This is a genomic window from Bacillus cabrialesii, from assembly GCF_004124315.2.
Taxonomy (GTDB): Bacteria; Bacillota; Bacilli; order Bacillales; family Bacillaceae; genus Bacillus; species Bacillus cabrialesii.
Window position 1 is genome coordinate 2,080,849 of sequence record NZ_CP096889.1, and the last position, 25,964, is coordinate 2,106,812.

Genomic DNA, 25,964 nt, shown 5'->3' on the forward strand with positions numbered 1-25,964 from the left:
AGACAGACGCCGGTATAAACCTTGCTTTCCTATCTTTCAAGCTGACGCTTGCTGGAATTGGCACAATAATGTTGCCGAGGTTTCATAGGGCCAGTCCCTCCACCTCTCTGGATAGAAAATGTTGAGTATGTAATTTTCAGAATGAAGAATACGTTTATCATAAAGAAGTCTCAGATTGATGTCAATCTCTTTTTTCAGAATTGACGTTATCATCCGAAATGTTATAATTCTTACAAAATATCTAACTAGAGAGAGGAACTGGGCCATGAAATCTTTTGCCACACAACAAAACGGCATTTTTAAATCCGTTTGCTCGCTGGACTGCCCGGATCAGTGCGGATTGCTAGTACATAAAAAAGACGGAAAAATTGTGAAAGTGCAAGGTGATCCCGATCATCCTGTCACAGCCGGAAACATATGCAACAAAGTTCGAAACATGACGGAGCGCATCTATGATGAAAAGCGGCTGACTACACCGCTTAAACGGACAGGCGCTAAAGGCCGAGCGATATTTGAACCGATTTCTTGGGAAGAGGCGATCGAGACCATTACCTCCCACTGGAAACAGCTAATGGATCAAGAGGGAGCTGAAAGCATACTCCCTTACAGCTTTTACGGAAATATGGGGAAATTAACGGCTGAAGGTATGGACCGCCGCTTTTTTTACCGCATGGGCTCAAGCCAGCTAGAACGGACGATTTGCAGCAAAGCGGGATCTGAGGGCTATAAATATACGATGGGTATAAGTGCGGGAATCGATCCTGAGGAAACCATTCATACGAAACTATTTATTTTTTGGGGGATCAACGCGGTCAGTACAAACATGCACCAAATTACAATCGCCCAAAAAGCACGAAAACAAGGTGCCAAAATTGTCGTGATTGATGTTCATAAAAATCAGACAGGGCGTCTCGCCGATTGGTTCATTCCCATAAAACCCGGAACCGACAGCGCACTTGCCCTTGGCATTATGCACATTTTATTTAAAGAAAACCTTCATGATGAAGCATTCCTGTCTGAATACACGGTCGGCTATGATAAGCTCCGTGAACACGTGAAACAGTATAATCCCGAAAAGGTATCAATGATCACCGGTATCAGCACTGAAGATATTTATCAGCTGGCAAGAATGTACGGCGAAACCTCCCCTTCTTTTATCAGAATCGGAAATGGAATCCAGCATCACGATAACGGCGGGATGATTGTAAGAACGATTGCCTGTCTCCCGGCGATCACCGGCCAATGGCTCCATAAAGGGGGCGGCGCAATTAAACATAACAGCGGAATTTTAGAATATAACACGGATGCCCTGCAGCGGCCTGACTTACTGAATGGGCGCACACCGAGATCGTTTAATATGAATCAGCTGGGCAAAGTGCTTTTGGAAACAGATCCGCCTATTCGCTCTCTTTTTATTTACGGGACGAATCCTGCCGTTGTCGCGCCAGAAGCGAATAAAGTCAGACAGGGCTTACTGCGGAAAGACCTGTTCACTGTGGTTCATGATTTGTTTTTGACAGAAACGGCTGCATATGCGGACATTGTCCTGCCTGCAACATCCGCTTTTGAAAACACTGATTTTTACACCTCTTACTGGCACCATTACATTCAGCTTCAGCAGCCGGTGATTGAGAGGTACGGAGAAAGCAAGTCTAACACCGAGGTGTTCCGATTACTGGCTGAAGCAATGGGTTTCGAAGAGCAGGAGCTCAAAGATACAGATGAAGAATTAATTCGTCAGGCGCTTGACCATCCAGATAATCCGTATTTGGCAGGGATTCATTACGATTCCCTTTCTAAGCATTCTTTTATGAAAGCGAAACGCGAAAAGCCGCTGTTTCCAGGCGAACTTCCTACTCCAAGCGGAAAAATAGAATTATATTCAGAAAAAATGAAACAAGCAGGATTTCCGGCTTTACCGACACATACGCCTCTTGTATCTGATAATGAACATCCGTTTATGTATGTTCCGGCGCCAAACCATAATTTTTTAAACTCAACGTTTTCCAACAATGCAAAACACATTAAGCTTGAAAAGGCGCCAAAGCTCTTTATCAACACAAAGGATGCTGAAAAACACGGAATCGTTGATGGGGAACCTGTACGAATTTGGAACGGCCGGGGAGAATGTGAGCTGGCCGCTGCAGTCGGAGAACAAGTGCTGCCCGGTGTCGTAGTCAGCCAAGGGTTATGGGCGGATGAGCAAGGGAAAAAACAGCTTGTAAACGCGCTTACGCCAGACCGTTTGTCTGATATGGGCGGCGGCGCCACCTTTTTTTCAGGCCGCGTGCAGATTGAAAAAGCGTGAAAAGAAAACAGCCAGTGAATGTTCTGGCTGTTTTTGTATTAAAATATGAAACCTGGAGTATGCCTAGCTCGTATAACATAACATCGACACAATGGAGGCATGCACATGGACGTTTTTTTAGCAATCGGTATTGCTTTGGCTGGATATTTTATCGGTGAAGGCTTAAAGCAAATGAACCATCCAAAAGCTAATGAACAAAGTGATATCTTGCTTATAAAAGAACGAGATATTTACTTTTATATCGGACATTTCTTAGGAATTACTGCCGTCGAGGCAAAACAGCTAGCAAAAGACACGAAAGACATCCCTTACGTTGAAATAAACGGAAAAAGGTATGTACAGAAACATATGTTAAAACAATGGGCACTCACATTAGTTGAGAAACATCAAGGTGAATAAAGCAGTTCTGATGAGAGCGAGATTCATTGTCACGCTCTTCTCAGTTTAGCTGTATGGATTGACCGCCACCAAAACTTTGTGTTCCATAAGCGGTGATAGACGGATAAACCATAATTAATGTTCTTTCCTCAAACGGCTCAAGATGCCTGCTCCACAACAATCATTTTTATATTTCCTTTGTTTAATGACGTTATGATCTTGATGAACATATGTATCGTAAAACACTTAGAAAACCTATTCGTATTGAATGTATGCTCTCATTATGTCCCCCTCATACTGCGCCTTTATCCGAGGAAGATTTATTTTACAAAATATGAAAATGAAAACTTTTAGATTCACGAAGCAATGGTTGTGCAATATCCTGAATTTATTGAATATCCGTCTTTTTCCATATTTCAACTTCAGTTTCTCCGATTTGCTAAAAATTACGTTAGACAGTTTGCTTTATACGCCGGAAGCTGTATGTTTATAAAGGATCAGAGAATCCCAGAACCAGTAAATCACTGCAGCCGCAATACTTAACATATAATAAAGGTACGATTGCAAATTCCATGCGATTGACGAAGGCTCATTGATAACATAAAACAGGAAAACTGCGATAAAAGCGATCATACTGTAAATCAATAGATACATGACATGAAATGTTCTCGCTTTTTTCTGTAACATCATTTGCAGCGGAAAAGCAAAAAGACCATACATCATAAAACCGTATAATAAAGCAATTGCTGCCGTAAATAATGCAATCACCATCTCGCCATACATAATGTAAGAATAAAACCCCAAAAACAAACCAAAGGTAAGACTGGATAGCCCTAATGTTTTTAGATAACATGATACGATTTTGTTCATTTTTTCACCTCCTGTTTTATGATTCAAAGTAACTGTTATGTATCATCCACAGTTCTCCCCAACATGCCATACGCAGTGCGCTCATAAAAGGTTTCAAAAATGACGTTTTTTTATTACATCATACGACTGGGATGAAGATGCCTCTCCTGATTGGCGAAATCGCAAATGAAAAAAGCGAATGAATACCTGATCAATAGACAAAATAACAAGAGTTGTTATTTCAACACTTATCGTAAAGGAGTGAGACGAATGAGTAAAAAAGGAATTCAAAATTCAAGTATTGAACAAATAAGAAATGACCATGAGACTGAGACAGCTTTCAAAGCAGATGACCCTAAAAAACACGGTTCTGATGCTAAACGAACGAAATAAGTTTTTTGCCCGCACTAAAATTTCAATAATCTGGAGGAAGTAAAGTGACTCAAAAAAATGGAGCCGACAGGCCTGATGATTACAAAAGATTTTCTTCATTAGACAAGGAAGATAATTTTCAGCAATCTGTAAACAGCAAAGCTGGGACAGAAAGTGTAAACACTAAAACACAAGCTCATAACAAAGAAAACATAGATGACACAACGAATCTAGCCGGGAAATCCTTTGATCCCTCAGATTATAAGGGAGCCACACAATTGGAACAAGGCTTGGCTGAAACTCATGAACAAGTCAGCGATGACTATTTTGAAGGGACTATCGATCAAAATTTGGACTAGTCATTCAAGCGGAGCTGACTGGACAGAAGGAAGTTAGTTCCGTTTTTAAATACAATCACGGTAAAAATGACTGTCTCTGCTAACATCATTTCCAGCTTCATGCTCAACATATATAAAACCCCACCGATTAAGGTGGGGTTTTAACGTCATGTAACCTAATCAATACTTGAAACGATTGATGACGGTTTGAAGTTCTTCCGCCAATTGGGATAAAGATTCTGCAGCATAGGAGATTTCCTCCATTGAATTGAGCTGTTCCTGTGATGCTTTCGCAACCGCTTCTGTATTCGCTGACGTTTCTTTTGTTCCAGCGGCCAATGTATGAACAGTATGCTGAATCACATCAACACCTGATGTAAGCTGTTGAGTTGCCGTTGCGACTTCTTGTATTTGAGAAGCGACCTGTTCCACCAGATTCAGTATTTCATTGAAATTCCCTGTTGTCTCTTGAGAAAGAGCAATGCCTGAGCCCACATTTTCTTGAACAACCTTGATGTTATTCACCGTTTCAACCGATTCATTTTGGATGGTTGTTACAACCGATTGAATGTGATTGGCAGATTTATTTGTTTCATCGGCCAATTTTCGAACTTCTTCCGCCACCACAGCAAAACCTTTTCCTTGCTCTCCTGCTCTGGCCGCCTCGATTGCTGCATTTAGTGCTAATAAATTTGTCTGCTCGGAAATGTTTGTGATCAGTGAAGAAATATCGCTGATCTCAGCAGTGCTCTCTACCAATGCCTTCAAGCCGTTACCTGCTGAATCTACAGATGTATCAATGAACTTCATCTGATCTAACATTTTGTTAACGGACTTAGATCCTATCTCTGCCTTGTCCCTCATCGAAGAAGAAAGATCAGCTATGTTCCCTGTATTTGCAGCAACCGATGATATACTGTCTAATAATTCAGTAATGGATTCCGCACTCTTTTCTGTCATTGAGCTTTGCTTCACATTGCTGTCGGCAGCCATCCGCATAGCTCCGGAAATATGTTCAGAAGTTGTTTTCGATTCTTCCGCGCTTGCCGATAACTCTTCGGAAGATGCGGCAACTTGTTCAGATGAGCTGCTGATCTGCTTCACAATTTGAGTTAATGAATGGGTAAATGAATTGAAAGATTGAGCAAGCTGACCAAATTCGTCTTTATTTTTCACAATCACTTTTTTGGTTAAATCAGCTTCTCCGTGAGCAATGTCCTCCAGCTGCTTATTCATACTTCTCAAAGGAACCATAATGGACTTTAGCAGCAGCAAGCTTAAAACAATGCCTAACACTACTGATATCCCTGTGACAATAATGATAAACCACTGACTCATTGTCCCATTGCTGCGTATTTCACCTTTTAGATCCTGCACCTCTTGATCCAGGCGATCAGACAGCTTATCGACAGCTGGATCCACTACTTCTTTTCTTAACGTTCTTTCTTCTCCAAAATGGATGGATTCTGCTTTTTTAGGGTCTGAAGAGTAGGTTGTTAATACTTGTTTATTTAAAGCTCTATACTGAGTGAAACTTGTTTGAATATCTTCAATATTTGATTGATATTTCTCTTCATCAATCAAGTCGTTGACCCGATCAAGGCTCTTTAAGACATCGTCTGCTTTTTCATTCATTCCCTCGTCATATTCTTTATCTCCGGTAATCAGAAAGCCTCTTTCATCATTTGATAAACCGGTCAATCGATATTGGATATGTTTCATCTCCTTTTGGAATTCCATTTTGTCTTTAAGTTCTTCATTCTTTTTCACTGTAGAAGAAATCATAAAAACGGAGGAGCCTCCAATACCAATGATTGAAATGACTAAGATAGAAATAATCCCCAGCAATTTTGTTTTCACTTTCATGTGTAGTTTTCCCTTCTGCACTCTTGTATGGTCAAAATAAAATATGTGCATGCGTCATGTATTTGCCGACACCCACAACAATCATATCGACATGTTTTATAAAGTTTTCAGCCATGTCTTCACTGGGAAAACTGTCCTTTTTCGCTGAACTGCAATGCCTTGCTCCTCTGCCCTATGAAAATATGAACTATCGTTTACTTGAGAAATAGGCTTTTCCAGTCTCAAAAGGCCTAAACAGGCTTTCCTTTCGAAAATATAATGACAATACGGAAGGAGCGAAACGTCAAATGGGGATCATCAATGGAAAAGAATTCATTGACCGATTGAATAAACTAGAAAACGACATATGGTATGATGGCGAAAAAATAGAGGGTAACATTTCTGATCATCCTGCATTTAAAGGAATAATCAAAACGAAAAGCTCGCTTTATGATTTGCAAACAAAGGATGAGTTCATCAATGAAATGACTTATCGCCATTCTGGAGATCATGATCGAATCGGCCTTTCCTACCTCCAGCCTAAAACCAAGCATGATTTGCGAAAAAGAAGAAAGATGATTGAAGAATGGGCTAAACACACTCACGGGATGATGGGGAGAAGTCCGGATTATATGAATACGGCCATGATGAGCTTTGCATCGTCAGCAGAGCTTTTTAGAAATGAAGAGAAATGCTTTCCGGAACATATAATAGACGTGTATAAGCAAGCTGCTAAGCATGACCTTTCCTTTACCCATACGTTCATTACTCCCCAAGTAAACCGGTCACAGTCATATTTGGGGCTTAGCGAAAAGCCGATATCAGCTAAAGTCATCGATAGAACCGAAAAAGGCTTAATTATACAAGGCGCACGTCTGCTTGCAACTCAAGGCGGGCTAACGGATGAAATCTTGGTTTTTTCGGCACCTAAATTTTTCTTTGAAATGGATGAAGCTTTTGCATTCTCGATTCCCTCAAACACAAAAGGCGTTAAATTCATCACAAGAGAATCGTTTGTATTAAGCGAATCTGCCTTTAATCATCCCTTAAGCTCAAGGTATGAAGAAATGGATTCAATCGTCGTTTTTGATCACGTGCTGGTACCATGGAATCGTGTGTTTTTTTACGATAACGTTGAAGCGGCTAATGATTTTATGACGAAAAGCTCTTTTCATGCCTTTACCTTTCATCAGGTCGTCATTAGGCAAATGGTCAAAATTGAATTTCTATTAGGGGTTGCACAGCTTCTGGTCGACACCATTAATGTTTCTGAATATCAGCATATACAAGAAAAGCTCTCTGAAATCATTGTCGGATTGGAGACAATCAAAGCACTCATTGACAAATCAGAAAATGACGCTCAATTAGATGAATTCGGCTATATGCGTCCCAGTTTAATTCCTCTTCAAGTCATCAGTACAATCATTCCTGCTCTATATCCTCGTTTTACTGAAATCATTCAGTTAATTGGCGCTAGCGGAATGGTGACGCTGCCGACAGAAAATGCGTTTGATTCAGAGATACGGGAAGACCTTGACCAATACCTTCAAGCAACCAATACAAATGCTGAGGACCGCGTGAAAATTTTCCGCTTAGCGTGGGATTTAACGATGAGTTCATTTGGAACAAGGCAAACTCACTACGAAAGATACTTTTTCGGAGATCCAATTCGGATTTCAAGCAGGCTGTATACCAGCTATCCAATGCAGCAGCAAGTGAACATGGTTAAAACATTTCTGCATGGAGATGCTGATCATTGATGTCTGTTCATATGAAAAACAGCGGAAAAAAGTCCGCTGTTTCGTATTTTTTATTCGGGGAATTGTACATGCCCCGGCACTGTATATGCATTGGATGTTCCGCTTTCAGGCAGCTGCGGGATGGTGTCTTTCACAACTTTTCCGCGGATGTCAGTGATTCTGACTGTGAGAGAGCCTGTCCCTACATTCGTGCTGACAAAATGGTTATAGTCCATTTTCTCCATATTGATCCACTTGCCGTCTTTAGCATATTCCATTTTCATAACAGGATATTTGTGATTTCTGACTTGAATTGCAGCCCACCACCTGCTGCTGCCTTCTTTGATCCGGTACGTGAAATTGCCGGTGATCGGGGCTTTGACAACACGCCATTTAATATTGATTTTTCCATCTTCCATATTGCCGATTTTTCGGAAGGCATTAGGTGACAGGTCAAGAGCTCCCCGGGCGCCTTCAGGATACAGATCGGTAACGTAAACAATTGTTTTTCCTTTTGGCCCTTGTACTTCCAAATAAGAGCCTGCGAGTGCCGCTTTCACTCCCCCGTAATTGAGATCTGCCGGATTGATTGCAGTAATCTCCATATCGGAGGGAATGGGATCCAGCAGGAAAGCCCCTCCTGAATAACCTGACCCTGTATACGTTGCATAGCCTTCGTGCAGATCGTCATATGCTGCCGAAGCTTGCGGTGAAAAACAAAGAATCATCAAAAAAAACACACCAACAATTGCACTGATTTTCTTTTTCATACATGTCCTCCTCAACCCAGACTTTAAATGAGAATCATTATCATTGTATGACTCAATCTATCTGGTTTGAAAGAGGAAATAGATTCATTGCTGATTTTAAGACATATTCACTATCATTCATATATCAAAGGAAGGGTTTTTACGAAAAAGTTAATACGAATGAATGGGTATGCCCATCAGCCGAATTTCTTATTTTTATTTACTGAGCTGGTTTTGCATAACTATAACAGCTATTATTTTTCTCCGCTCAGTTTCAGCTTAGCTGTCATCATGATGCCAAATATCAGCACGATCGGAACCCAAATGATAACGTTGTAAAATTCAGGCTCAGCTAAAGCTACAATAATAGCCCCTACACAATATAAGATAATAGCCAGCGCTCTTAACACCGAATCTCTTAAGAATGTCTTCTTCTGCTTCTTAAAAAACAAACGGCCGGACACATCCTCTAAAAGAGAAGCCAATGTTCCAGTCAACACAGTAGAAGAAATACCTGCGATCCCCAGCTTTTTGGCTGCTATTGTTTGAATCCCCATGGAAATGCTCAAGAGAATAATAAGGATGTATACAGGAACAAAAGCCGAATAAAAAGATAGACAAGCAAAGACCAACAAAATGAATGCTTCAAGTGCAAGCGCTTTTGTCACAGCAGAAGGCCAAAGAGTATTTTCTGCCTTTCCGACCAGCAGTGTTGAAATGACCACCCCGCATATAAATCCGATTAGCGCAGTCAAAGAATTAAAAACAGTGACCTGAAGGGATTTTCCGATAGCTAACCCCAATAATACAATGTTTCCAGTCATATTAGCTGTGAACACGTGTCCCAGGCTTAAATACCCGATTACATCCACAATTCCAGCTGTTAAACATAAAAGTGAAAGCAAGGTGTTTCGATAAGCTGCTGCAGTCAACGGTGTATCAATCCTTTCTTCTATTTCAATTGTTAGTATGTCTCTTAGCACAATCTGTATTTTTGAGATAACCTGGCATTAATTAGGAAGATAGAACCTATCATTTCTGTCTATTTACTGTAATAATATTCCTCGAAAGAAAATATCAAAAAATCGAAAGGGAGCATATTGTGATGAAACGATTTTGTTTATGGTTCGCCATGTTCAGTTTGTTATTGGTTCTTTTGCCTGGAAAAGCGCTAGGTGCCGCCGATTTTCCAAATACCTCAACGAATGGCCTTTTAGGATTTGCCGGATATGCTAAAAATGAAAAAGGCATTTCTAAAGCGAGCACAACGGGCGGAAAAAATGGTCAGATTGTTTACATTCAAAGCGTAAATGATTTAAAAACCCATCTAGGAGGATCCACTCCGAAAATTTTAGTGCTGCAAAATGATCTTTCCGCATCTTCGAAAACAACAGTTACCATTGGCTCAAATAAAACGCTCGTAGGCTCTTACGCGAAAAAAATGCTAAAAAATATTTATTTAACAACTTCATCTGGCTCGGGAAACGTGATTTTTCAAAATCTTACCTTTGAACACAGTCCGCAGATCAACGGAAATAATGATATTCAGCTTTATTTAGATTCTGGTATCAACTATTGGATTGACCACGTCACCTTTTCAGGCCACAGCTATAGCGCAAGCGGAAGTGATTTGGACAAACTCCTGTATATCGGAAAATCAGCAGATTATATCACGATCAGCAACTCAAAATTCGCGAATCATAAATACGGTTTGATTTTGGGATACCCAGATGATTCGCAGCATCAATATGACGGCTATCCCCACATGACAATCGCCAACAATTATTTTGAGAATTTGTATGTAAGAGGCCCGGGTCTCATGAGATATGGATACTTTCATGTTAAAAACAATTACAGCAACAATTTTAACCAGGCGATTACGATTGCCACAAAAGCAAAAATATATTCCGAATATAATTACTTTGGGAAAGGCAGTGAAAAAGGCGGAATTCTTGATGACAAGGGTACTGGTTATTTCAAGGATACAGGCAGCTACCCGTCTCTCAACAAGCAAACCTCTCCACTGACATCATGGAATCCCGGATCTAATTACAGCTACCGTGTCCAAACACCGCAATATACAAAAGAATTTGTCACGAAATATGCCGGATCACAAAGTACAACTCTGGTATTTGGCTACTGACACAAAAGAGGCTTGCGCAAAAAAAACGCCGAGCCTCTTTTTGTACTTATAGGCTAATTTCAAACGATCTTGTTACATTCCATCAAATCCAAAGACGGTCAAACCATTCTTACCCAAAAGATATTTTCTTTTTCACAATAACTTCTCAACCCGCTTTCTTATTATACCAGTTTATCGCAAGTAAAAAGAATCCATATGACATAGTTTCAAAATAGATGTTTCTTTTTACATGCCACTTGGTTTTTTGTTATCTATAAACTAGACCGCCATCAGTTAGTATCGCTTGACCGGTAATGTAATCTGAAGCATCTGAAGCTAAGAATGATACCAAATTAGCGACATCCTCAGGTGTTTGGTATCTTTTAAGGGCTATTTCGGAAGAGAATTTTTCAAAAGCCTCCCCCGGCTGCAAATCATCATTGTGCTTCACCATTTCTTCATCAATTCTGTCCCACATTTTCGTTTTTGCGATTCCGGGACAATATGCATTCACTGTTATGTTATGCTTCGCCAGCTCCTTAGCAGCTGAATGTGTAAAAGATTTTACCGCATGCTTCGTCGCTGAATAGGCGCCCAGCATTTCAAATGACTCGTGACCCGCTATACTGCATGCGTTAATGATTTTGCCCTTTGTTTTTTGTTTTATGAACTGGTCAGCGGCTGCTTGAGTGCCAAAGACAACTCCATTCACGTTAACCTGAAACAATCTATTCAGCTGTTCTTCCGTTATCTCTAAAAATGGCGAAACTGCTTCAATACCCGCATTGTTTACAAAAACATCTAAACAGCCAAACTGCTCTACTGTTTCTTTAACCAAATTGAATTGGTCAACACGTTTCGATACATCACCTTTAACCCCAATCACACGAAAGTGTTTCTCTTTGAAAACTGAAACCGTTTCATTCAGCAATGCTTCATTGATATCATGCAGCACTACATTAAAACCATCTTTACATAACTTCTCTGCAATGCCTCTCCCTAATCCGCCAGCAGAACCCGTAACTATCGCTGTCTTGGACATGGACATTCTCCTTTCGCAATGAGTGATCGTGACTATAAATTTATTTTAACAAATCATTTTTTCTCCGCATCATTTAAACTGCTGATACAAAAGAAAGCTTGGCTCTAATGTAATATTAATCCCGACTCTAGATACCCCTTCGGCTGTTCATGCTTTTTCATTCTTATCTTTAGACAATAAAAAAAGGCCACATTTAGATCGGCCTTACCATTCATACTCTTTATCAATATTCGTATAGATTATCAAACTGATAACCGTATAAACCTTTCACTTTCACTTCTCCGCAGCCCGGATCTTTCGTTAACTCTAAATAATGATTTTTGTACGGCATTGCTTCGGCCTGATCAGTCGCGCTGAAATCGTAATGATTGCCTGTGAAATTTTTCTCACTTAGCGTTATTTCATTTCCTGATAAAGACATGCGAAACATTCTAGCATGAATTGTGCATTCTTCCGCATCATAAATTGTGAATCTGTATCCGAACTGAGACGGAAACCTATATGGATTTGATTCATCGTACATCATGAACGTTTTTTGATTTTCTGTCATCGTAAAACTTACTTTTTCTTCATTTTTCACAATAGCCGCTGAAGCATTCCCTGCATGGATTGTCACCAAAAACAAAGCTAAGAATAACAGTAAAAACTTCTTCATTTCGTTTCCCCCAACCCTTTTTATTTCAATATATTGGAATGCGAAACTTTGATCAATATAAACTTTAATAAATAAGTCTTTAGGTGCAGGTCCTGCATCTTGTCATGAAATGACTGAATATCTAATGACTAATCCTTCTGGATGAACAGAATCGTAATTGAGCTTAGATTCTAATATGATAAAGACGTTCTATTTCTTAATGCCGATCTACTCTAGTTATGATGAAAATTTAGTACATAGATCAATTGGTTGTTTTGTGCGGTTGATTTCAAATAATCTTATGATGTAAACAACAAATCAAAAAGCAATATACACTCCTTTACACAATTGGGTTTACATTGCTTATTAAATCTTAATCCTTTACAGGAATGCAAATGGTTTCTCGCTTTACTTTTCAGCTTTGTCCGTAAAATAACTGAACCACATTAAACTTAGAAAACCTGCAGCACCCATGATTATAAATATGATATATGCCCATGTAGGTAAATCCATGCGCTTCCCCCTCCTAAGAAAGAAATAATTTAAAGAATCTTTTATCTTCACTAAAGGTCTTCTTTCTTTTTTTTGTTCAATTTAATACTTAAAAAAATGTTGATGATTGCAGTTGGGAAATATAAAAATCCTACTCCCAGAATGCCTGAAATTGTACTTAAGCTTACGATATAACTTTTTGTCATCACTTGACTGTCAATCAATATAAGAAGTGTAATCAATCCTGCTAAAACACCTACAAACCAAGCATTACCAACAGAATAAGAATCATCCAGCACTCCTAGACATTGCCCCAAGATTGAAATGCCAACAGCGGTCAAACTTGATAAGAAAGTGAGTGCTTTCATCCTCGCCCTCCCTATTAAGCCGTTTTCATTTTACGTAATCAAACTGATTGAATATATAAAGATAGGTATAGAAATACGAACGAAAACCTCTATAAATGGTCAATCTGTAATGGTTATCATTTCCACACAAACATTTTAAAGCTCATCATAATAAGATGCAAGCAGAAAAACCCTACATAACGTATACATAGGGATTTAATCATGCTTATCGTATTTTCATGAATGACGCAGGACCAGGTGCAGTATTTAACCTAATCATAGCGAAGCCGTTGTGTGATCGGTTAACTTCTTTGCGTGCCGGGATATTTCACAACAGGCACTTTCTTCTTGCGCAGAGAATCGAGCATGACTGATCCGGCATTCAAGTTGCTTTGCATTAATTCTTTAGGCGTCAACGCCATCCACTGGTTGAGTGATACATCTGCATAGCGGTTACTTTTGAACATCTCTAAAAACCATAGCGTTTCTGTACCCGTGTTTTGTATATAGTGTCCGGCATTAGAAGGCACGTATCCAACGTCGCCTGCTCTATAATCAAATGTGCGGGCAGTCCCATTCCCGATAAACACTGTCATTCGTCCCTGTCCTGTTAGATAATACTGCCACTCGTCGCTGTTGGGATGCCAATGTAGCTCCCTCATCGCGCCAGGCTCAATCTGAACAAGTGCTGCCGCTATGTTTTTTGAAATCGGAAAGTTAGAAGAATCCACAATTCGGACGCTCCCCCCTGGCGTTTGAATTGGGGTTTGATTCAGCAACTCATATTTGAAGGTCAAGGGGACTTTTCCGTAAGGTGACTGAATGTCTTCACTGGCGACTGATCCCGGCACATTCCCTTGATAGATATAGACTTGTTCTGAAGGAAGAGAGTGAAAAGCATTCTCTGGGACACCAAAATTTGCAGACAGAACATCTTTGGGTGTGTGTGCAAGCCAATCTGAAATGGTTAACGTTGAAAACTCAGAAAAATTCCCATCATCGAAGACGAGCAGAAATTCGCAATGTTCCAATCCTTGAATCGAATGCGGAACCCCTGCGGGAAAGTACCAAAGATCGCCTGGACCAATATCAGCAATGAAATTTCGTCCCTCTGGGTCGACAGCGGTGATACGGGCCCGTCCTAAAAGCATATAAGCCCATTCCGCTTGTTTATGCCAATGAAGTTCACGTACTCCTCCCGCAGTTAGGCTCATATTTACTCCTGCAATGGCGGTCGAAACCGGCAGCTGCCTGACGGTGATTTCACGCGACCAGCCGCCGTGATCTAATTTCATGGGAGCATCTGAGAATGAAAATCTCAAGTTAGGAATCATACCTTCATCTGTAACAGGCGGAACAAGTATATTCGGATTTTGAATATCCCGCATCAGATTTCGCGGACCCGCATCAATCGCTCCGGCTCCATCACTTCGAATAGGCTGCGGCACGTTTCTGTCTTCACGTTTGATTGGTTGTTTTTCCAACAGTAAGCACCTCATTTAAAAAATTACAGGTTTTAATTCCAGCCTATGCAAGGCTTCATTTTGCTGTGCCTAGAGATTCGCAAATAAAAAGTGACCACTAATGTGATCACCTACTCATCAACTGAACTATCTTTTATACCACGGCTTCTTATGTAATTTGATTTCTTCTGTCTGTTTTTTTCCGCCTGTCTTCCACTCCACTTTCACTAAGACATCATGCCCTATCACTTCATCCTCAGGCATATAATCAAAGGTGGCGATGTGGTCTTCCATGTATCCTCCACCTGGCATTTCTTCACCAGTATACTCTGATAAATCATAATTTTCCCTGTCATCATACTTTTTACCATCTATGTACAAGATGATTTTTGAAACAATAGTCTTTTTTTCGTCCTTCTTACTCCCCTGCCAATACAAATTCAAAAAGTAATTAGGTCCAATTGAAGTTTTTCCTGATTTTTCAAGGTTGGAAACCCATAATCCGCTTTCCCCGCTGCCCTCATATTTCACTTTCTTTCCTGACACCATGACAAAGATTGATACGATGCCTATCATCAAAAATGCAGCAATCACCAATAGCCATTTTTTCATGTTGTTCTTTTTTCTCATGTTTTTCCTCACTTCCCTTTTTCATATAGTAGGAAAATGGGTTCAAAATGTTACTGAAAAGAAAATAAAAAAGAGCCAGTGATATACAGATAGCTGCTCAAAATTTTGAACTTATATTAAAGCGTTACAGGGACAAAACTGACCTGCTCTTATTTACATTTTTTGTTTCATTGAGTCAATAACCTCCAAAATGATTACATTCTTTAACAAAAATCCCTATGATTATGATAATATCTTTATGAGATATTTCCGAATGTTAAGAAAGAGGGGTTTAGATGAGCAAGATTGCTTCAGAAGTTGTTGCTACTGCGCTTAATGATTGGTACATAGCTATAAAGAAACAGAAAGTTAATGAATCAGCCAAGTATTACTCAGAAATAAAAAAACAATTTGATGATATGGAAGAAGATCAGGAGGTTCTCGCCTATTACAGTTTATTAGAAGAAAGACATAAAATGCTGTTACACTCATCACGAGGAGAACCGCTACAAAAGCACACTTACTTTACTGATGATAATCAAACCTTTATTAAGAAAACCAACGACAAGTTGGAATACAATTTTTATTTATTTGAAGCCATGTACGAAGCATATAACAAAAATTTCGATCGTGCGATTAATTTATACGGGTTAGCAGAGAAAAAACTTGCAGAAATTCCAGATGAGATCGAAGCAGCAGAATTTTACTCCAAAGTCTCCTACCTTTACACTCTCGTTAAACAAAGTGTTGTATCGCAACACTACATAAAAAATGCCATCGCTATATATAAGCGATACCCCGATTACAAGTGCAAGCTGGCTGCATCATTAATGATTGCAGCAGCAAACTATGCTGATATTAGACGATTTGAAGAGTCAGAAGAATATTATCTTGAGGCAATAAACATTGCCAATGAAGTAAAAGATGAATTTTTGGAAGCACAGTTATATCACAATCTCAGCATCGTTTATTCTGGCTGGAACAAATCCAATAAGTGTATAGAGTCTCTTGAAAAGGCTTTAGAAGAGGAATCTTGGGCAGATTCAATTTATTATATCCATTCAATATTCATGATGATTAAAGAACTATTTAAAATTGACGAAAAAGCGAAAGCTATTCATTTTTACAATAAAGCACAGGAAAGACTCATTTCAATGGAGAATAATATATATGAAGCCAAAATCAGCATCTTGTACAACCTTTACTGCGGTGAATTAAAAAACAACTTTAAAAATTGCATTAATCATATTGAATGTTTGAAACAACATAATGACCTTGAAAGTGTTGATGAATTAGCTTACTTAGCCGCAAAAAGATTTGAAACAATAGGTGCTTTTGAAGAGGCTGCAAGCTTTTTCAATGAAAAAATTTGGGCTGAACAGAAAATGAATCAGGTGGAGGGAATCTTATGAAAAAACTAGTGCTTTGCGTGTCTATTTTAACTGTGATTTTAAGTGGAGTAGCTTTAACGCAATTAAGTACAGATTCACCATCCAGCATACAAGTCGCTGAAAGGCCGGTCGGAGGGTAAGGAGAAATCAAGAATATAGCCCACCTCATGAGAGTGGGCTTTTTATTTTGAAATTCAAGCCAATAGTTTATTAAGCAATTTTTCAAATTTATTTACACTCATGATCTCATGAGTCACAAATTTCCCTTCAAAAAAAACACTAAAAGTCGTCCAAATGGCTGGCGATTTTTGTGCCTCTTCTTTCGATGATAACCGAATCGACTGAAATTGACCCCCTTTCTTTTCAGTCAATTCCCGCAAATCGTCTAGCACGCCCACTGCAAATGGACACTGAGCTGTATAGTAAATCGTAATCCCCTTTTCATTCACAAAATCACTTTTAACCTGCTGCTTAAATGCAGGAGAAGTTGCAAGGCCATTCCATGTCAAAGCCATTAATTGAAAATAAGGGCCGGCCTCATCTAGCAAAGTAAACCCCATATGCTCAAAGAAATGCTTATTACTTAAATAAGGAAGTTTTTTCTTACCTGCGATATGGACAATCCCATCCATGCCGCGAGCTTTCGCATCTGCTATACATTTGTCCAACAATCGTTTCGCATGACCCTTATTTTTATATCTGCCAGATACCCAAAGACAATTAATATACATAAAATTAGGTGCATTGATAGGCACCCATGCCTCATCTGCAGGTAAGTATTCAATAAAGACTTTTGCCCATTCGTTTAAGCGATAGAACACCAAACCTTTATCCATTCGAGCTTTGAGCCATCGCTTCTTTTCATTGACCGCATTCTCATACTGTTTTGCACCCAATGCACAGCAAATATGATTGTCTTCAATATTGTCCTTTGTGATTTCAATATAGCTCATATCCTCTTCTCCCCTCCTTTAAGATATTACATGGAAATTCAACTCATTTTCGCTGGAACACTTAGCATGACTAATAGAATGAATACCCGTCCCAACTCAAACACTTCTTCTTTCTTTCATTTTGCCAATTAAATAAATAATCCTTCTTACATTCTTATTTTTATCTTGATTCTTTTTTCACCCAAATCAAATCCAAAGCGAGTTCCTCTTGGTATCTCTTCAAGCAGAATAATATCATCCGTTGCGCCACTCAAACCATCTTTCACACCACCGCATAAAAAAGCCACCAATCATTCAGACAAGGTGATTGGTGGCTTATTAAGAATTTTTTTGTAATCGATCATTCAATTTGCTCCTCAAAACAAGTAAACGATTTCTATCCTTCGATTTTTTTGCTCTTTAAGGACGATCACAAACAAAACGATTAGTGTAAGGCAGCGAATAGAATATTGTAGAGGAGAGAGCGAATTTGATCCGGTCATAATTGGATAGAAATACCTGAGAAATCATCGGTCTCACCTATAATCCCCCATCTATGCCTGAGCCTGGCTCCTCGACATTTCCTTATGAAAAATCCTTTTTATATTGGACAGCTAGGTAAATCCCAGCAGCTAAAAATGCCAGCGCATATTTGTACAGGAAAAAAATGGTCCACATATAATCTTTAGGAAAAATCGTGTCACATAGAATGATTACCACTAGCATATAGGAGCTGCTTTTCAAATAGATTTTATTTGTCCGTTCGTCTTCTTTCCCAATCTTCTTATAACATACATATACAAAAATCGCACTACCCATCACCAGTAAAAAACCAGCTCCAATGAGAATATTCCAATTTCCCGTAGATTGTTCAGCCCAAGACTTTAATGAGGAAAAAATTGCGTTATGAATATCTGAGAAAAACTTATTTATCATTTTGATCATTTCCCTTCTCATAAGTAAAAATTTCATTTACATCAGCATTAAAAAATTCGGCAATTCGAAAAGCCAACAGCAGAGTCGGTACATAATTTCCTTTTTCCATTACAAAGATGGTTTGTTTGGAAACCCCGACTTTCTCTGCTAATTCTTGCTGAGACATTCTGGCAAGTACACGATATTCATAAACCTTATTTGATATCGAATCACCAAAATCTTTCTTCATGACCATCACCTCTTGAACCAAATTATAAACTCACTTTTTACAAAAGTAAAGTAAACTTATACAAAAGTAAAAAACACATTTATTTTATCTTGTATTACTTTGTTTTAACAAAAGCCATAATGCAGAAAGAACCTGACGAAATTCATAATTCCGTCAGGTTCATATATCGATACTGGTGTAATTGATGGTTTTTGGCAGGGTGCATCCGTGTGATAATATTCAAAGCATTAGTTGCACTTCTCTTTGCTTTAATGATTGTTGAACGCAGAACATGATGGAAAAATGATGCGATTATCGAGTATTATGATATAAATAAATGCAGTACACTAAATTTCTTTTTTTCGAAGTCATATATGCTACGGGACAGCAAAAGAAAATAGCGATAAAAGGAGAATTAAACTTGGCGAAAAAATTATATTCATGTTTAATTTGCGGATATAAAGGATTGAGTCAAAATCCTTTGTATCAAGGCGAGTATCAAAAAACGTTTGACATTTGTCCATGTTGCGATTTTGAGTTTGGTTACAGTGAGGATCATGATGTGAGATTAGGCTTTATTGTTACTCCGGATCATTTGATTGAAGCTGCATTTCAATTGTATCGCAAACAATGGATTGAATCCGGGATGAAAATTGCTCATCCTGAATATATTCCAGAAGAAGCGAAAAATGGTGATTGCTTAAAATTTGAAGTTTTATTGAAACAATTGAAAAACCTAAATCTCGATGTGGACAATTTTGAAATAGACGGCTTTAACTGAGTTGCATTTTTTAAAATGTAACTGCCTATATCTTTCATTTCAATCCCTTTCTCTATTCGTATTCAATAAAGACTTTGTGATCGTCTACAAACATTTCACTTCCATCGGATAAGTGTATCCAAAAAGCTTCCTCTGGTTCTTCTCTGTAGTCATAAATTGCAGTAACTTTGACGTTCGACTCATCTTTGATTGGTTTTCCAACTGTTATTTTCGTTTTTTCCTCTGGCAAAATAATGGATCTAATCATCAAAACCATCCTATCATTTTTATTTGACTCTCCCCCTTCCCTTTCTTCGCAGCAGGCTTAATGCTTGTTATCCGACAAGCTGCTTTACAGCCTAATTCACACCATCTTCAGTAAATTTAAAGGTCTGTTTTAAATGGCGTCCTTCTTGCCCTTTTTGCGTCCAAATAATCACAACTTCTAATTCAGAGGCCTGATCTGCCAGCATAAAATGATTAAACCTCAACGGCGAGCTTTCGTTTAAACTTTCAGCTAAGGTTTTAGCATCCTCTTTTTGTTTGACACATTCATCGGGACATCCAAAAAGTGAAAACCTTGTAATTGAATCAGGATCATTTCTATACAATTGCACATCCACCATAGCTGCTTCTTTTCCTATGTTTTTGACTTCCAAGGAATATACATTATATTTTCTTTCCTTAGGTGCCGCATATCCTTTTTCATCTTTTGCTGCACTTACTTCTACTGACCACTGTTCTGTTTTTTGTGTAATAGGCAACACTGTAAAGGTCAGGGCGTGCGCTTTTGATTGAACAAAAGCAAATGCAAATAATAAACCACATAAGGAAAATAATAGTCTTTTCACTTCATTTATCCCTTCTTCCTTTTTTCATTAGCTTGTCCAATAATCGTATTTATTGCCGATCGGCTTTTATTTCCTTCGGTATTTGAGATGGGGCTTTAGGAACTTTTCTCAGTTTGTTATTGATCATATCAGAAGAGTAAAGCGTAACAATCATACTCCCCCCATGCCGTTTTGCCCGAATTAATATTGGCTGGTTATATTGGTTTTTAAAGAGGAAGTCTGGACCTCCCCAGCTTACCGTAGCATCACGTCCGGGCGGAACATATGGTACGCTTCTTGTATGAGAATAGCGCTGAACGATTCGCAGCCCTGCACGATCGACTGCATTAAATAATGTTGATGATACCTGACATATTCCTCCGCCGACACCTTCAGACAACTCACCTTTAACGATAATAGGCGCACTTTTGTATCCTTTGTCCCTGGTTCTCATTCCAACAACTTGGTTAAAAGAAAATGTTTCATTAGGGAATACAACATGATTGTCAATTGCTTCTGCGGAAAGGGAGATATTATGTGATCGGCTTTTATTATTCGAATTAAAATAAGTTACATACTGACCGAGCTGCTGCGTACTGATGTGAGCAAGCAGTTCGCTGTCAACTTTCGGGTAAATGTTCAATCCCGGCACTTCTACCTTGGAGGGGCCTTGGCCATAGAAATAAGCATAAAACCTTTCCATAAACGCCTGTTGATACAATTTGTAGCCAACTCTGCCCGGGATAATTACTCCTTGATTGTCAAGCTGGGCGTTTGTCGGCTCCCGATAAATTTGCTTATTGAGCTGTTTGATGAATGTACGGTACTTTTCATGGTCAATCATCGGGGTACCGGGAAAAGGCATCGTAAAGTTTTCACGGTTGACAGTGGCAATCGTCCGTCCTTGTTGTGTGACCGTTAAGCTGTCAGGCAGCCCGCTCGGTTGAGCCAATAATAAAAGACCAGTGATCCAAATTTGTATCATAAGTCGGTTTACCTCCCGAGCATTAGTATGAACAGCAGCGTATCCTTTGATGTATTTCTTCCCATCGTTTGTTTGAATCTTTAGATGTTGAGAAAACTCTCATAAAACAGCTATATCTTTCATTGTTCACGCCGATTCCCTGAGCTCACTGAAACACACGGTTCCTTCAGTCGCAAAAGTTAAAATGATAAAGCATCTCCCCGTAAGGAGGAAGATGCTTTTTTATCTTATCTAAATGAAAAATGTTCTTCTATAACAACAATTAAATGGTTTATTTCAATATTTTTTTATTGAGAAACGATAAATTGTGTGTTACATTCAAATTGACATCAAATAAGTGAGGTGTTTTTTATGAATCGAGTATCAACACTCTTTTTAAAGATTGCTGTTATTCTTATTGGAATTCCGATTCTTGCATTGTGTATTTTCGTAGTCCCTAAGATAGCCAATTATACAGCAGAAGTTTTTCCAAATATGGCTTATATACCATATCTCGTTTTCATCTTTTTGTATGTATCGGCGATACCTTTTTACTTTGCACTTTATCAAGCGTTTAAACTTTTAAGCTATATTGACAAGAACAAAGCCTTCTCTAAAATGTCTGTAAGAGCTTTAAAGAATATCAAATACTGTGCAGTCACGATCAGCATCCTGTTTGCGGCAGGCATGCCCGTCTTTTATCTGATTGCCGAGATAGACGACGCCCCAGGTATCATAGTCATTGGATTGGTTATTATTTTTGCTTCAATGGTGATTGCGGTCTTTGCCGCCGTTCTTCAAAAACTGTTAAAAGAAGCGATTGATATAAAATCAGAAAATGACTTAACGGTCTGAGGTGATGAACATGGCAATTATTATCAATATTGATGTGATGCTTGCTAAAAGGAAAATGAGCGTAACAGAGCTTTCGGAGAGGGTTGGCATAACGATGGCTAATCTTTCTATATTGAAAAACGGAAAAGCAAAGGCCATTCGCTTATCAACCTTAGAAGCGATTTGTAAGGCTTTAGAATGTCAGCCCGGAGATATTTTGGAATACCGAAGTGATGAAGACACACAGGAGTTATAAAGAAGATAAAAGAAAAATAAAGTAATCTGGCGGTGATCCTATGGACGTAATCCTATGTCCATTTATATTCAGAATAAACCCTTGGAGGCACACATCATGAGAGCCTTAAAGCAACTCATTCGTTTTGGCTGGGAACAGGCCCTTTCATGTTTGTTTCCTGTCGTTATTTTTGCCTCTTTGGCTATCACACAAATCATCCCTCTTCCCTTCTTGCCACGCTATGACTGGCTGCTCATCATCTGTGTTTTCATGCAGTTGTGGATGGTGCGTTCCGGACTTGAAACACGGGATGAATTAAAGGTGATTACATTGTTCCACCTCATTGGACTTGCTCTTGAACTTTTCAAGGTACATATGGGTTCTTGGTCTTATCCAGAAGAAGGAAACTCCAAAATCTTCGGAGTGCCTTTGTATAGCGGTTTCATGTACGCAAGTGTAGCCAGCTATCTATGTCAGGCGTGGAGAAGGCTTAAGGTTGATCTGGTTAAGTGGCCTCCGTATTTTGCAGTTGTTCCGCTGGCCGCTGCGATTTATTTAAACTTTTTTACACACCATTACTCGATCGACATTCGCTGGTGGTTATCTGGACTTGTCATCATTGTTTTTTGGCGAACATGGGTCATATACGAGGTGAATGGAACTCGTTATCGTATGCCGCTCGCACTTTCTTTTGTGCTCATCGGATTTTTTATATGGATAGCCGAAAATATCGCAACATTTTTTGGGGCTTGGACATATCCAAACCAAACCGATGCATGGAGTCTCGTTCATCTAGGAAAGGTGAGTTCATGGCTCTTATTAGTGATTGTGAGCTTTCTTATCGTGGCGACATTAAAACAGGTTAAGGAACAGAGTCCCGCAAAGGCAGAGACCGGTGAACTTTTTTTAGGTTGAAGTCCTCGTAGCGTATTGAAGTTAAAGAACAAAATGAAAAAGCAACATTCGATTGTTGCTTTTTTTCCTTATGCAATACCACCGGTAAGTATTCATCTTGCGCTAGGATGATCCGGCAGGTGTAGAAATCGGCATTTCTGCTTGTCTCCCTAATACTTTCATAAGACTAGAACCCGCCTTATCACGATTGCAGATTCAGATGACGACTGCTTTCAACACCTTGATAAATTCATGCGCCGCCGGCGTTATTTCATCAAATGAATGCGTGATGACGCCAATATCACGGGTGATCCGGGGAAAGATGTCTTTTTTGTTCAATTGATGCGAGACAGATGAGAGTGTAAAGTTTGAAATAATGCCTATGCCCAAGTTGTTTTTGACCATATTGATCAAGGTTTCGGCATTTTGCACAGTTAAGTTTTCCTTTAATTCAATGTGGTGCTGCTGAAACGCGTTTGACATCGCAATTTCATGACCGCCTTTGCAAAAAATAAGATCATCTTGATATATTTTGAGATCGATATGCTTTTCCTGTTTCAATTCGTCATATTGCGGCGGGATGACGGCTACCATATAGTCGTTGCACAATAGTTGATGGTCAAACGGTTCAAATGGAGATGCCGCGACCCCAATATCAACCGTCCGATCCTCGACCCAGCCTTTGATTTGATCAGAGGTCCCCTCGACCAATTCTATGCGGATCATCGGGTAGTTTGCCCTGAATGCCGCAATCGCCTGGGGCATAATATTTGTTGAAACAGCAGGAAATGAACCGATTTTCACCTTCCCGCTTAACAGCTTGTTTTCCCGGCTTGCTACTTGATATATTTTGCTTTCAATCCCCTTCATTTGCCTCGCCAGCAGCAAAATTTCCTTTCCGACGTCAGTCAGCATTAAACCATGATGTCTATCCCTTATGAATAATTTGAGCTGCAGCGAGCTTTCCATGCTTTTAATCGCTTTGCTTACCGCCGGCTGAGAGATGAACAATTCTTTTGCCGCTTCTGTAATATTCAATTTCTCCCCGACTTTCACAAATATATGTAGGTGGTTCATATTCATAACCATTTGGTTATACCTCCGATAATAAAAATGTATTTCAGTTATATATAAATGTATCATATCATAGAAACCAGCACGAATATTTAAACAAGAAAGGCGGCTTAATTAATGGTAAAAGTCATGCTGGGAATCATATCTGTCACACTTATTTGGGGCTATACTTGGGTAGCAATGAAAGTGGGGATTCATGACATTCCCCCGCTTTTGTTTTCGGCTTTGCGCCTATTTATCGGAGCAGTTCCTTTATTTCTCATTCTCTTCATTCAAAGAAAAAAACTTGCTATGAGAAAAGAACATATCAAAAGCTATATCATCATGAGCCTGCTGATGGGTCTGGGCTATATGGGGATCTTAACGTATGGAATGCAGTTTGTCGATTCAGGGAAAACCTCTGTTTTGGTGTATACGATGCCTATATTTGTTACGGTGATCAGCCATTTTACATTAAATGAGAAAATGAATGTGTATAAAACGATCGGGCTGATATGCGGCTTCTTCGGACTTTTATTTATATTTGGAAAAGAAATGCTGAATATTGATCAAAGCGCATTATTTGGAGAACTGTGCGTCCTTGCGGCAGCACTTAGCTGGGGAATCGCGAATGTGTTTAGCAAGCTTCAATTCAAGCATATCGATATCATTCATATGAATGCCTGGCATCTTCTGATGGGTGCCATCATGTTGTTGGTGTTTTCCTTAATATTAGAACCTGCCCAATCAGCCGAGTGGACATATCAGGCGGTGTGGTCATTGCTGTTTAATGGTTTGCTTTCCACTGGATTTACATTTGTCGTATGGTTTTGGGTGCTCAATCAAATCGAAGCGTCAAAAGCGTCCATGGCATTAATGTTCGTTCCCGTTTTGGCTCTATTCTTTGGATGGGTGCAATTGCACGAACAGATCACCGTGAACATCATCATCGGCGCACTGCTGATATGCTGGGGCATTTTTATGAATACTTTCAAATTTTCACGATATAAAATGTGAATCTTATAATCATTTGTGTGGAGTGATATTTAGTAATTGGGAGATGGAGAGAATAAAAGAAACATATCGTAATCTGGCCGAATTACATCATTTTTATCGAACAGCAAACAAAATACATCAACCTGAAAAAACATATTGAATCCTATTTATACAATTTCAGTCACGACCCCGGCTCAATCACATGAGAGCCGGGTCTGACGTGGGAAATTATGAAAAGAGCGTGTAAAATTAATGCTCTTTTTGTTTTACATTTGTTTACATTACTTCTTTTATCTTGATACCTTTGTCTCTCCAATAAAAGAATGGAACGTGTTAAGATTTAATAAAAACTATGTTAGGAATGGTTCTTTGCTTAAAGCTTCAAAAATGTTCATTTCATGTGCAGCTTTAATACTTTGCGTGTATTCCCTGCATAGTCAAAGTGAATTCCTCTTGTTTTCTCTCCAAATATTAGTTGCACTTCTCTTTGTTTTAGTGGGAGTGGAGTCTCTTTCAAAGAAACAGACTAGATCTGGGTATTTTTTGTTTGGATCAGCGGCCTTTATACTTGTTGTGAACGTTGTGAAATATGTGATTTAAGTTAACCAAACTAATTTAAGTGGAATTAATTGCACCTTCTAAAT

General features: G+C 39.1%; 31 protein-coding genes and 1 riboswitch. Of the genes, 14 read left to right on the forward strand and 17 right to left on the reverse strand.

The features are described from left to right. Positions 1-26: 26 nt before the first annotated feature. Positions 27-118, reverse strand: a riboswitch (SAM riboswitch). Between the two features lie 147 nt (positions 119-265). Both EFK13_RS10285 and EFK13_RS10290 read left to right on the forward strand, forming a co-directional pair. Next, positions 266-2,308 (forward strand): molybdopterin oxidoreductase family protein, encoded by a 2,043-nt coding sequence (locus tag EFK13_RS10285; protein WP_129505504.1) that lies wholly within the window; start codon positions 266-268, stop codon positions 2,306-2,308. A 105-nt stretch (positions 2,309-2,413) separates the two neighbouring features. Beyond that, a complete protein-coding gene (locus tag EFK13_RS10290) occupies positions 2,414-2,707 on the forward strand; it encodes a hypothetical protein (RefSeq protein ID WP_129505503.1) in 294 nt (97 codons plus the stop codon). A 444-nt stretch (positions 2,708-3,151) separates the two neighbouring features. On the opposite strand, the gene EFK13_RS10295 is transcribed toward EFK13_RS10290, so the two are convergent. Next, positions 3,152-3,556, reverse strand: coding sequence for a UPF0715 family protein (locus tag EFK13_RS10295; protein ID WP_129505502.1), 405 nt, complete (start codon positions 3,554-3,556; stop codon positions 3,152-3,154). 249 nt (positions 3,557-3,805) lie between these two features. On the opposite strand from EFK13_RS10295, the gene EFK13_RS10300 reads away from it, so the two are divergent. Together EFK13_RS10300 and EFK13_RS10305 are read left to right on the forward strand one after the other, a co-directional pair. After that, a complete protein-coding gene (locus EFK13_RS10300; protein ID WP_129505501.1) occupies positions 3,806-3,928 on the forward strand; it encodes a biofilm-forming protein in 123 nt (40 codons plus the stop codon). Between the two features lie 44 nt (positions 3,929-3,972). Further along, positions 3,973-4,266 (forward strand): YozQ family protein, encoded by a 294-nt coding sequence (locus tag EFK13_RS10305; RefSeq protein ID WP_129505500.1) that lies wholly within the window; start codon positions 3,973-3,975, stop codon positions 4,264-4,266. A 159-nt stretch (positions 4,267-4,425) separates the two neighbouring features. On the opposite strand, the gene EFK13_RS10310 is transcribed toward EFK13_RS10305, so the two are convergent. Next, complete coding sequence (locus EFK13_RS10310; protein WP_129505499.1) at positions 4,426-6,111, reverse strand: methyl-accepting chemotaxis protein; 1,686 nt, start codon at positions 6,109-6,111, stop codon at positions 4,426-4,428. A gap of 287 nt (positions 6,112-6,398) precedes the next feature. On the opposite strand from EFK13_RS10310, the gene hpaB reads away from it, so the two are divergent. Further along, the gene (hpaB, locus tag EFK13_RS10315; protein ID WP_129505498.1) at positions 6,399-7,850 is read left to right on the forward strand and encodes a 4-hydroxyphenylacetate 3-monooxygenase, oxygenase component; all 1,452 of its coding nucleotides are present in this window, start codon (positions 6,399-6,401) and stop codon (positions 7,848-7,850) included. 50 nt (positions 7,851-7,900) lie between these two features. Here the strand turns inward: hpaB and exlX are convergent, their stop codons facing one another. Both exlX and EFK13_RS10325 read right to left on the reverse strand, forming a co-directional pair. Continuing rightward, positions 7,901-8,599, reverse strand: coding sequence for an expansin ExlX (gene exlX, locus EFK13_RS10320; RefSeq protein WP_129505497.1), 699 nt, complete (start codon positions 8,597-8,599; stop codon positions 7,901-7,903). Positions 8,600-8,832: 233 nt separating this feature from the next. Further along, on the reverse strand, positions 8,833-9,510 hold the full coding sequence (locus EFK13_RS10325) for a YoaK family protein (RefSeq protein WP_129505533.1): 678 nt from the start codon (positions 9,508-9,510) through the stop codon (positions 8,833-8,835). Positions 9,511-9,683: 173 nt separating this feature from the next. On the opposite strand from EFK13_RS10325, the gene EFK13_RS10330 reads away from it, so the two are divergent. After that, complete coding sequence (locus tag EFK13_RS10330) at positions 9,684-10,721, forward strand: polysaccharide lyase family 1 protein (RefSeq protein WP_129505496.1); 1,038 nt, start codon at positions 9,684-9,686, stop codon at positions 10,719-10,721. 247 nt (positions 10,722-10,968) lie between these two features. Here EFK13_RS10330 and EFK13_RS10335 read toward each other — a convergent pair whose 3' ends face one another. From EFK13_RS10335 to EFK13_RS10355, 5 genes are all read right to left on the reverse strand, one after another. After that, a complete protein-coding gene (locus tag EFK13_RS10335; RefSeq protein WP_129505495.1) occupies positions 10,969-11,742 on the reverse strand; it encodes an acetoin reductase in 774 nt (257 codons plus the stop codon). Positions 11,743-11,965: 223 nt separating this feature from the next. Next, a complete protein-coding gene (locus EFK13_RS10340) occupies positions 11,966-12,397 on the reverse strand; it encodes a hypothetical protein (RefSeq protein WP_129505494.1) in 432 nt (143 codons plus the stop codon). 542 nt (positions 12,398-12,939) lie between these two features. Next, positions 12,940-13,236, reverse strand: coding sequence for a hypothetical protein (locus EFK13_RS10345; protein ID WP_129505493.1), 297 nt, complete (start codon positions 13,234-13,236; stop codon positions 12,940-12,942). 281 nt (positions 13,237-13,517) lie between these two features. Continuing rightward, positions 13,518-14,714 carry an oxalate decarboxylase gene (gene oxdD, locus EFK13_RS10350; RefSeq protein ID WP_129505492.1) on the reverse strand — a complete coding sequence of 399 codons (1,197 nt, stop codon included), beginning with the start codon at positions 14,712-14,714 and terminating at the stop codon, positions 13,518-13,520. Between the two features lie 111 nt (positions 14,715-14,825). Then, positions 14,826-15,308: a DUF4944 domain-containing protein gene (locus EFK13_RS10355; RefSeq protein WP_129505491.1), complete on the reverse strand. Its 483-nt coding sequence runs from the start codon at positions 15,306-15,308 to the stop codon at positions 14,826-14,828. A gap of 275 nt (positions 15,309-15,583) precedes the next feature. On the opposite strand from EFK13_RS10355, the gene EFK13_RS10360 reads away from it, so the two are divergent. Further along, complete coding sequence (locus EFK13_RS10360; protein ID WP_129505490.1) at positions 15,584-16,699, forward strand: Rap family tetratricopeptide repeat protein; 1,116 nt, start codon at positions 15,584-15,586, stop codon at positions 16,697-16,699. Beyond that, complete coding sequence (gene phrK / locus EFK13_RS10365) at positions 16,696-16,818, forward strand: phosphatase RapK inhibitor PhrK (protein ID WP_019258603.1); 123 nt, start codon at positions 16,696-16,698, stop codon at positions 16,816-16,818. Before EFK13_RS10360 ends, phrK begins: the two co-directional genes overlap by 4 nt. Positions 16,819-16,872: 54 nt before the next feature. On the opposite strand, the gene EFK13_RS10370 is transcribed toward phrK, so the two are convergent. From EFK13_RS10370 to EFK13_RS10385, 4 genes are all read right to left on the reverse strand, one after another. Continuing rightward, positions 16,873-17,631: an N-acetyltransferase gene (locus tag EFK13_RS10370; protein WP_129505489.1), complete on the reverse strand. Its 759-nt coding sequence runs from the start codon at positions 17,629-17,631 to the stop codon at positions 16,873-16,875. Positions 17,632-17,777: 146 nt separating this feature from the next. After that, complete coding sequence (locus tag EFK13_RS10375) at positions 17,778-17,921, reverse strand: hypothetical protein (protein ID WP_248894248.1); 144 nt, start codon at positions 17,919-17,921, stop codon at positions 17,778-17,780. A gap of 274 nt (positions 17,922-18,195) precedes the next feature. Then, positions 18,196-18,546, reverse strand: a complete 351-nt coding sequence (locus EFK13_RS10380; RefSeq protein ID WP_129505532.1) for a DUF2178 domain-containing protein — start codon at positions 18,544-18,546, stop codon at positions 18,196-18,198. Beyond that, complete coding sequence (locus EFK13_RS10385) at positions 18,536-18,775, reverse strand: helix-turn-helix transcriptional regulator (protein ID WP_129505488.1); 240 nt, start codon at positions 18,773-18,775, stop codon at positions 18,536-18,538. Before EFK13_RS10385 ends, EFK13_RS10380 begins: the two co-directional genes overlap by 11 nt. 400 nt (positions 18,776-19,175) lie before the next feature. Here EFK13_RS10385 and EFK13_RS10390 point away from each other — a divergent pair, with 400 nt between their 5' ends. Beyond that, complete coding sequence (locus tag EFK13_RS10390) at positions 19,176-19,535, forward strand: hypothetical protein (RefSeq protein ID WP_129505487.1); 360 nt, start codon at positions 19,176-19,178, stop codon at positions 19,533-19,535. A gap of 52 nt (positions 19,536-19,587) precedes the next feature. On the opposite strand, the gene EFK13_RS10395 is transcribed toward EFK13_RS10390, so the two are convergent. The 3 genes from EFK13_RS10395 to EFK13_RS10405 all read right to left on the reverse strand — a co-directional run bounded on the left by EFK13_RS10395 (position 19,588) and on the right by EFK13_RS10405 (position 21,329). Beyond that, positions 19,588-19,782: a hypothetical protein gene (locus tag EFK13_RS10395; protein ID WP_162499655.1), complete on the reverse strand. Its 195-nt coding sequence runs from the start codon at positions 19,780-19,782 to the stop codon at positions 19,588-19,590. 91 nt (positions 19,783-19,873) lie between these two features. Then, entirely contained in the window at positions 19,874-20,365 is a 492-nt protein-coding gene (locus EFK13_RS10400) for a hypothetical protein (RefSeq protein WP_129505486.1), read from the reverse strand. Positions 20,366-20,414: 49 nt separating this feature from the next. Beyond that, the gene (locus EFK13_RS10405) at positions 20,415-21,329 is read right to left on the reverse strand and encodes a VanW family protein (protein WP_129505485.1); all 915 of its coding nucleotides are present in this window, start codon (positions 21,327-21,329) and stop codon (positions 20,415-20,417) included. A 351-nt stretch (positions 21,330-21,680) separates the two neighbouring features. On the opposite strand from EFK13_RS10405, the gene EFK13_RS10410 reads away from it, so the two are divergent. The 3 genes from EFK13_RS10410 to EFK13_RS10420 all read left to right on the forward strand — a co-directional run bounded on the left by EFK13_RS10410 (position 21,681) and on the right by EFK13_RS10420 (position 23,292). Further along, on the forward strand, positions 21,681-22,163 hold the full coding sequence (locus EFK13_RS10410; RefSeq protein ID WP_129505484.1) for a DUF2975 domain-containing protein: 483 nt from the start codon (positions 21,681-21,683) through the stop codon (positions 22,161-22,163). Between the two features lie 10 nt (positions 22,164-22,173). After that, on the forward strand, positions 22,174-22,398 hold the full coding sequence (locus EFK13_RS10415; protein WP_119996688.1) for a helix-turn-helix domain-containing protein: 225 nt from the start codon (positions 22,174-22,176) through the stop codon (positions 22,396-22,398). A gap of 96 nt (positions 22,399-22,494) precedes the next feature. Beyond that, complete coding sequence (locus tag EFK13_RS10420; protein WP_129505483.1) at positions 22,495-23,292, forward strand: DUF817 domain-containing protein; 798 nt, start codon at positions 22,495-22,497, stop codon at positions 23,290-23,292. 195 nt (positions 23,293-23,487) lie between these two features. Here the strand turns inward: EFK13_RS10420 and EFK13_RS10425 are convergent, their stop codons facing one another. After that, positions 23,488-24,360 carry a LysR family transcriptional regulator gene (locus EFK13_RS10425; RefSeq protein ID WP_129505482.1) on the reverse strand — a complete coding sequence of 291 codons (873 nt, stop codon included), beginning with the start codon at positions 24,358-24,360 and terminating at the stop codon, positions 23,488-23,490. A gap of 102 nt (positions 24,361-24,462) precedes the next feature. Here EFK13_RS10425 and EFK13_RS10430 point away from each other — a divergent pair, with 102 nt between their 5' ends. Both EFK13_RS10430 and EFK13_RS10435 read left to right on the forward strand, forming a co-directional pair. Beyond that, positions 24,463-25,341: a DMT family transporter gene (locus EFK13_RS10430; RefSeq protein WP_129505481.1), complete on the forward strand. Its 879-nt coding sequence runs from the start codon at positions 24,463-24,465 to the stop codon at positions 25,339-25,341. A 348-nt stretch (positions 25,342-25,689) separates the two neighbouring features. Further along, entirely contained in the window at positions 25,690-25,920 is a 231-nt protein-coding gene (locus tag EFK13_RS10435; RefSeq protein WP_129505531.1) for a hypothetical protein, read from the forward strand. The last annotated feature ends 44 nt before the right edge of the window (positions 25,921-25,964 follow it).

Bases quoted from the DNA above. Each gene is read 5' to 3' on its own strand.
- EFK13_RS10335 (WP_129505495.1), bottom strand. From the start codon at position 11,742: ATGTCCAAGACAGCGATAGTTACGGGTTCTGCTGGCGGATTAGGGAGA.
- EFK13_RS10415 (WP_119996688.1), top strand. From the start codon at position 22,174: ATGGCAATTATTATCAATATTGATGTGATGCTTGCTAAAAGGAAAATG.
- phrK (WP_019258603.1), top strand. From the start codon at position 16,696: ATGAAAAAACTAGTGCTTTGCGTGTCTATTTTAACTGTGATTTTAAGT.
- EFK13_RS10385 (WP_129505488.1), bottom strand. From the start codon at position 18,775: ATGAAGAAAGATTTTGGTGATTCGATATCAAATAAGGTTTATGAATAT.
- EFK13_RS10345 (WP_129505493.1), bottom strand. From the start codon at position 13,236: ATGAAAGCACTCACTTTCTTATCAAGTTTGACCGCTGTTGGCATTTCA.
- EFK13_RS10355 (WP_129505491.1), bottom strand. From the start codon at position 15,308: ATGAGAAAAAAGAACAACATGAAAAAATGGCTATTGGTGATTGCTGCA.
- EFK13_RS10425 (WP_129505482.1), bottom strand. From the start codon at position 24,360: ATGGTTATGAATATGAACCACCTACATATATTTGTGAAAGTCGGGGAG.
- EFK13_RS10420 (WP_129505483.1), top strand. From the start codon at position 22,495: ATGAGAGCCTTAAAGCAACTCATTCGTTTTGGCTGGGAACAGGCCCTT.
- EFK13_RS10300 (WP_129505501.1), top strand. From the start codon at position 3,806: ATGAGTAAAAAAGGAATTCAAAATTCAAGTATTGAACAAATAAGAAAT.
- oxdD (WP_129505492.1), bottom strand. From the start codon at position 14,714: ATGAGGTGCTTACTGTTGGAAAAACAACCAATCAAACGTGAAGACAGA.
- EFK13_RS10360 (WP_129505490.1), top strand. From the start codon at position 15,584: ATGAGCAAGATTGCTTCAGAAGTTGTTGCTACTGCGCTTAATGATTGG.
- EFK13_RS10310 (WP_129505499.1), bottom strand. From the start codon at position 6,111: ATGAAAGTGAAAACAAAATTGCTGGGGATTATTTCTATCTTAGTCATT.
- EFK13_RS10430 (WP_129505481.1), top strand. From the start codon at position 24,463: ATGGTAAAAGTCATGCTGGGAATCATATCTGTCACACTTATTTGGGGC.
- EFK13_RS10370 (WP_129505489.1), bottom strand. From the start codon at position 17,631: ATGAGCTATATTGAAATCACAAAGGACAATATTGAAGACAATCATATT.
- EFK13_RS10295 (WP_129505502.1), bottom strand. From the start codon at position 3,556: ATGAACAAAATCGTATCATGTTATCTAAAAACATTAGGGCTATCCAGT.
- exlX (WP_129505497.1), bottom strand. From the start codon at position 8,599: ATGAAAAAGAAAATCAGTGCAATTGTTGGTGTGTTTTTTTTGATGATT.
- EFK13_RS10290 (WP_129505503.1), top strand. From the start codon at position 2,414: ATGGACGTTTTTTTAGCAATCGGTATTGCTTTGGCTGGATATTTTATC.
- EFK13_RS10380 (WP_129505532.1), bottom strand. From the start codon at position 18,546: ATGATAAATAAGTTTTTCTCAGATATTCATAACGCAATTTTTTCCTCA.
- EFK13_RS10285 (WP_129505504.1), top strand. From the start codon at position 266: ATGAAATCTTTTGCCACACAACAAAACGGCATTTTTAAATCCGTTTGC.
- EFK13_RS10340 (WP_129505494.1), bottom strand. From the start codon at position 12,397: ATGAAGAAGTTTTTACTGTTATTCTTAGCTTTGTTTTTGGTGACAATC.
- EFK13_RS10330 (WP_129505496.1), top strand. From the start codon at position 9,684: ATGAAACGATTTTGTTTATGGTTCGCCATGTTCAGTTTGTTATTGGTT.
- EFK13_RS10410 (WP_129505484.1), top strand. From the start codon at position 21,681: ATGAATCGAGTATCAACACTCTTTTTAAAGATTGCTGTTATTCTTATT.
- EFK13_RS10395 (WP_162499655.1), bottom strand. From the start codon at position 19,782: ATGATTAGATCCATTATTTTGCCAGAGGAAAAAACGAAAATAACAGTT.
- EFK13_RS10405 (WP_129505485.1), bottom strand. From the start codon at position 21,329: ATGATACAAATTTGGATCACTGGTCTTTTATTATTGGCTCAACCGAGC.
- hpaB (WP_129505498.1), top strand. From the start codon at position 6,399: ATGGGGATCATCAATGGAAAAGAATTCATTGACCGATTGAATAAACTA.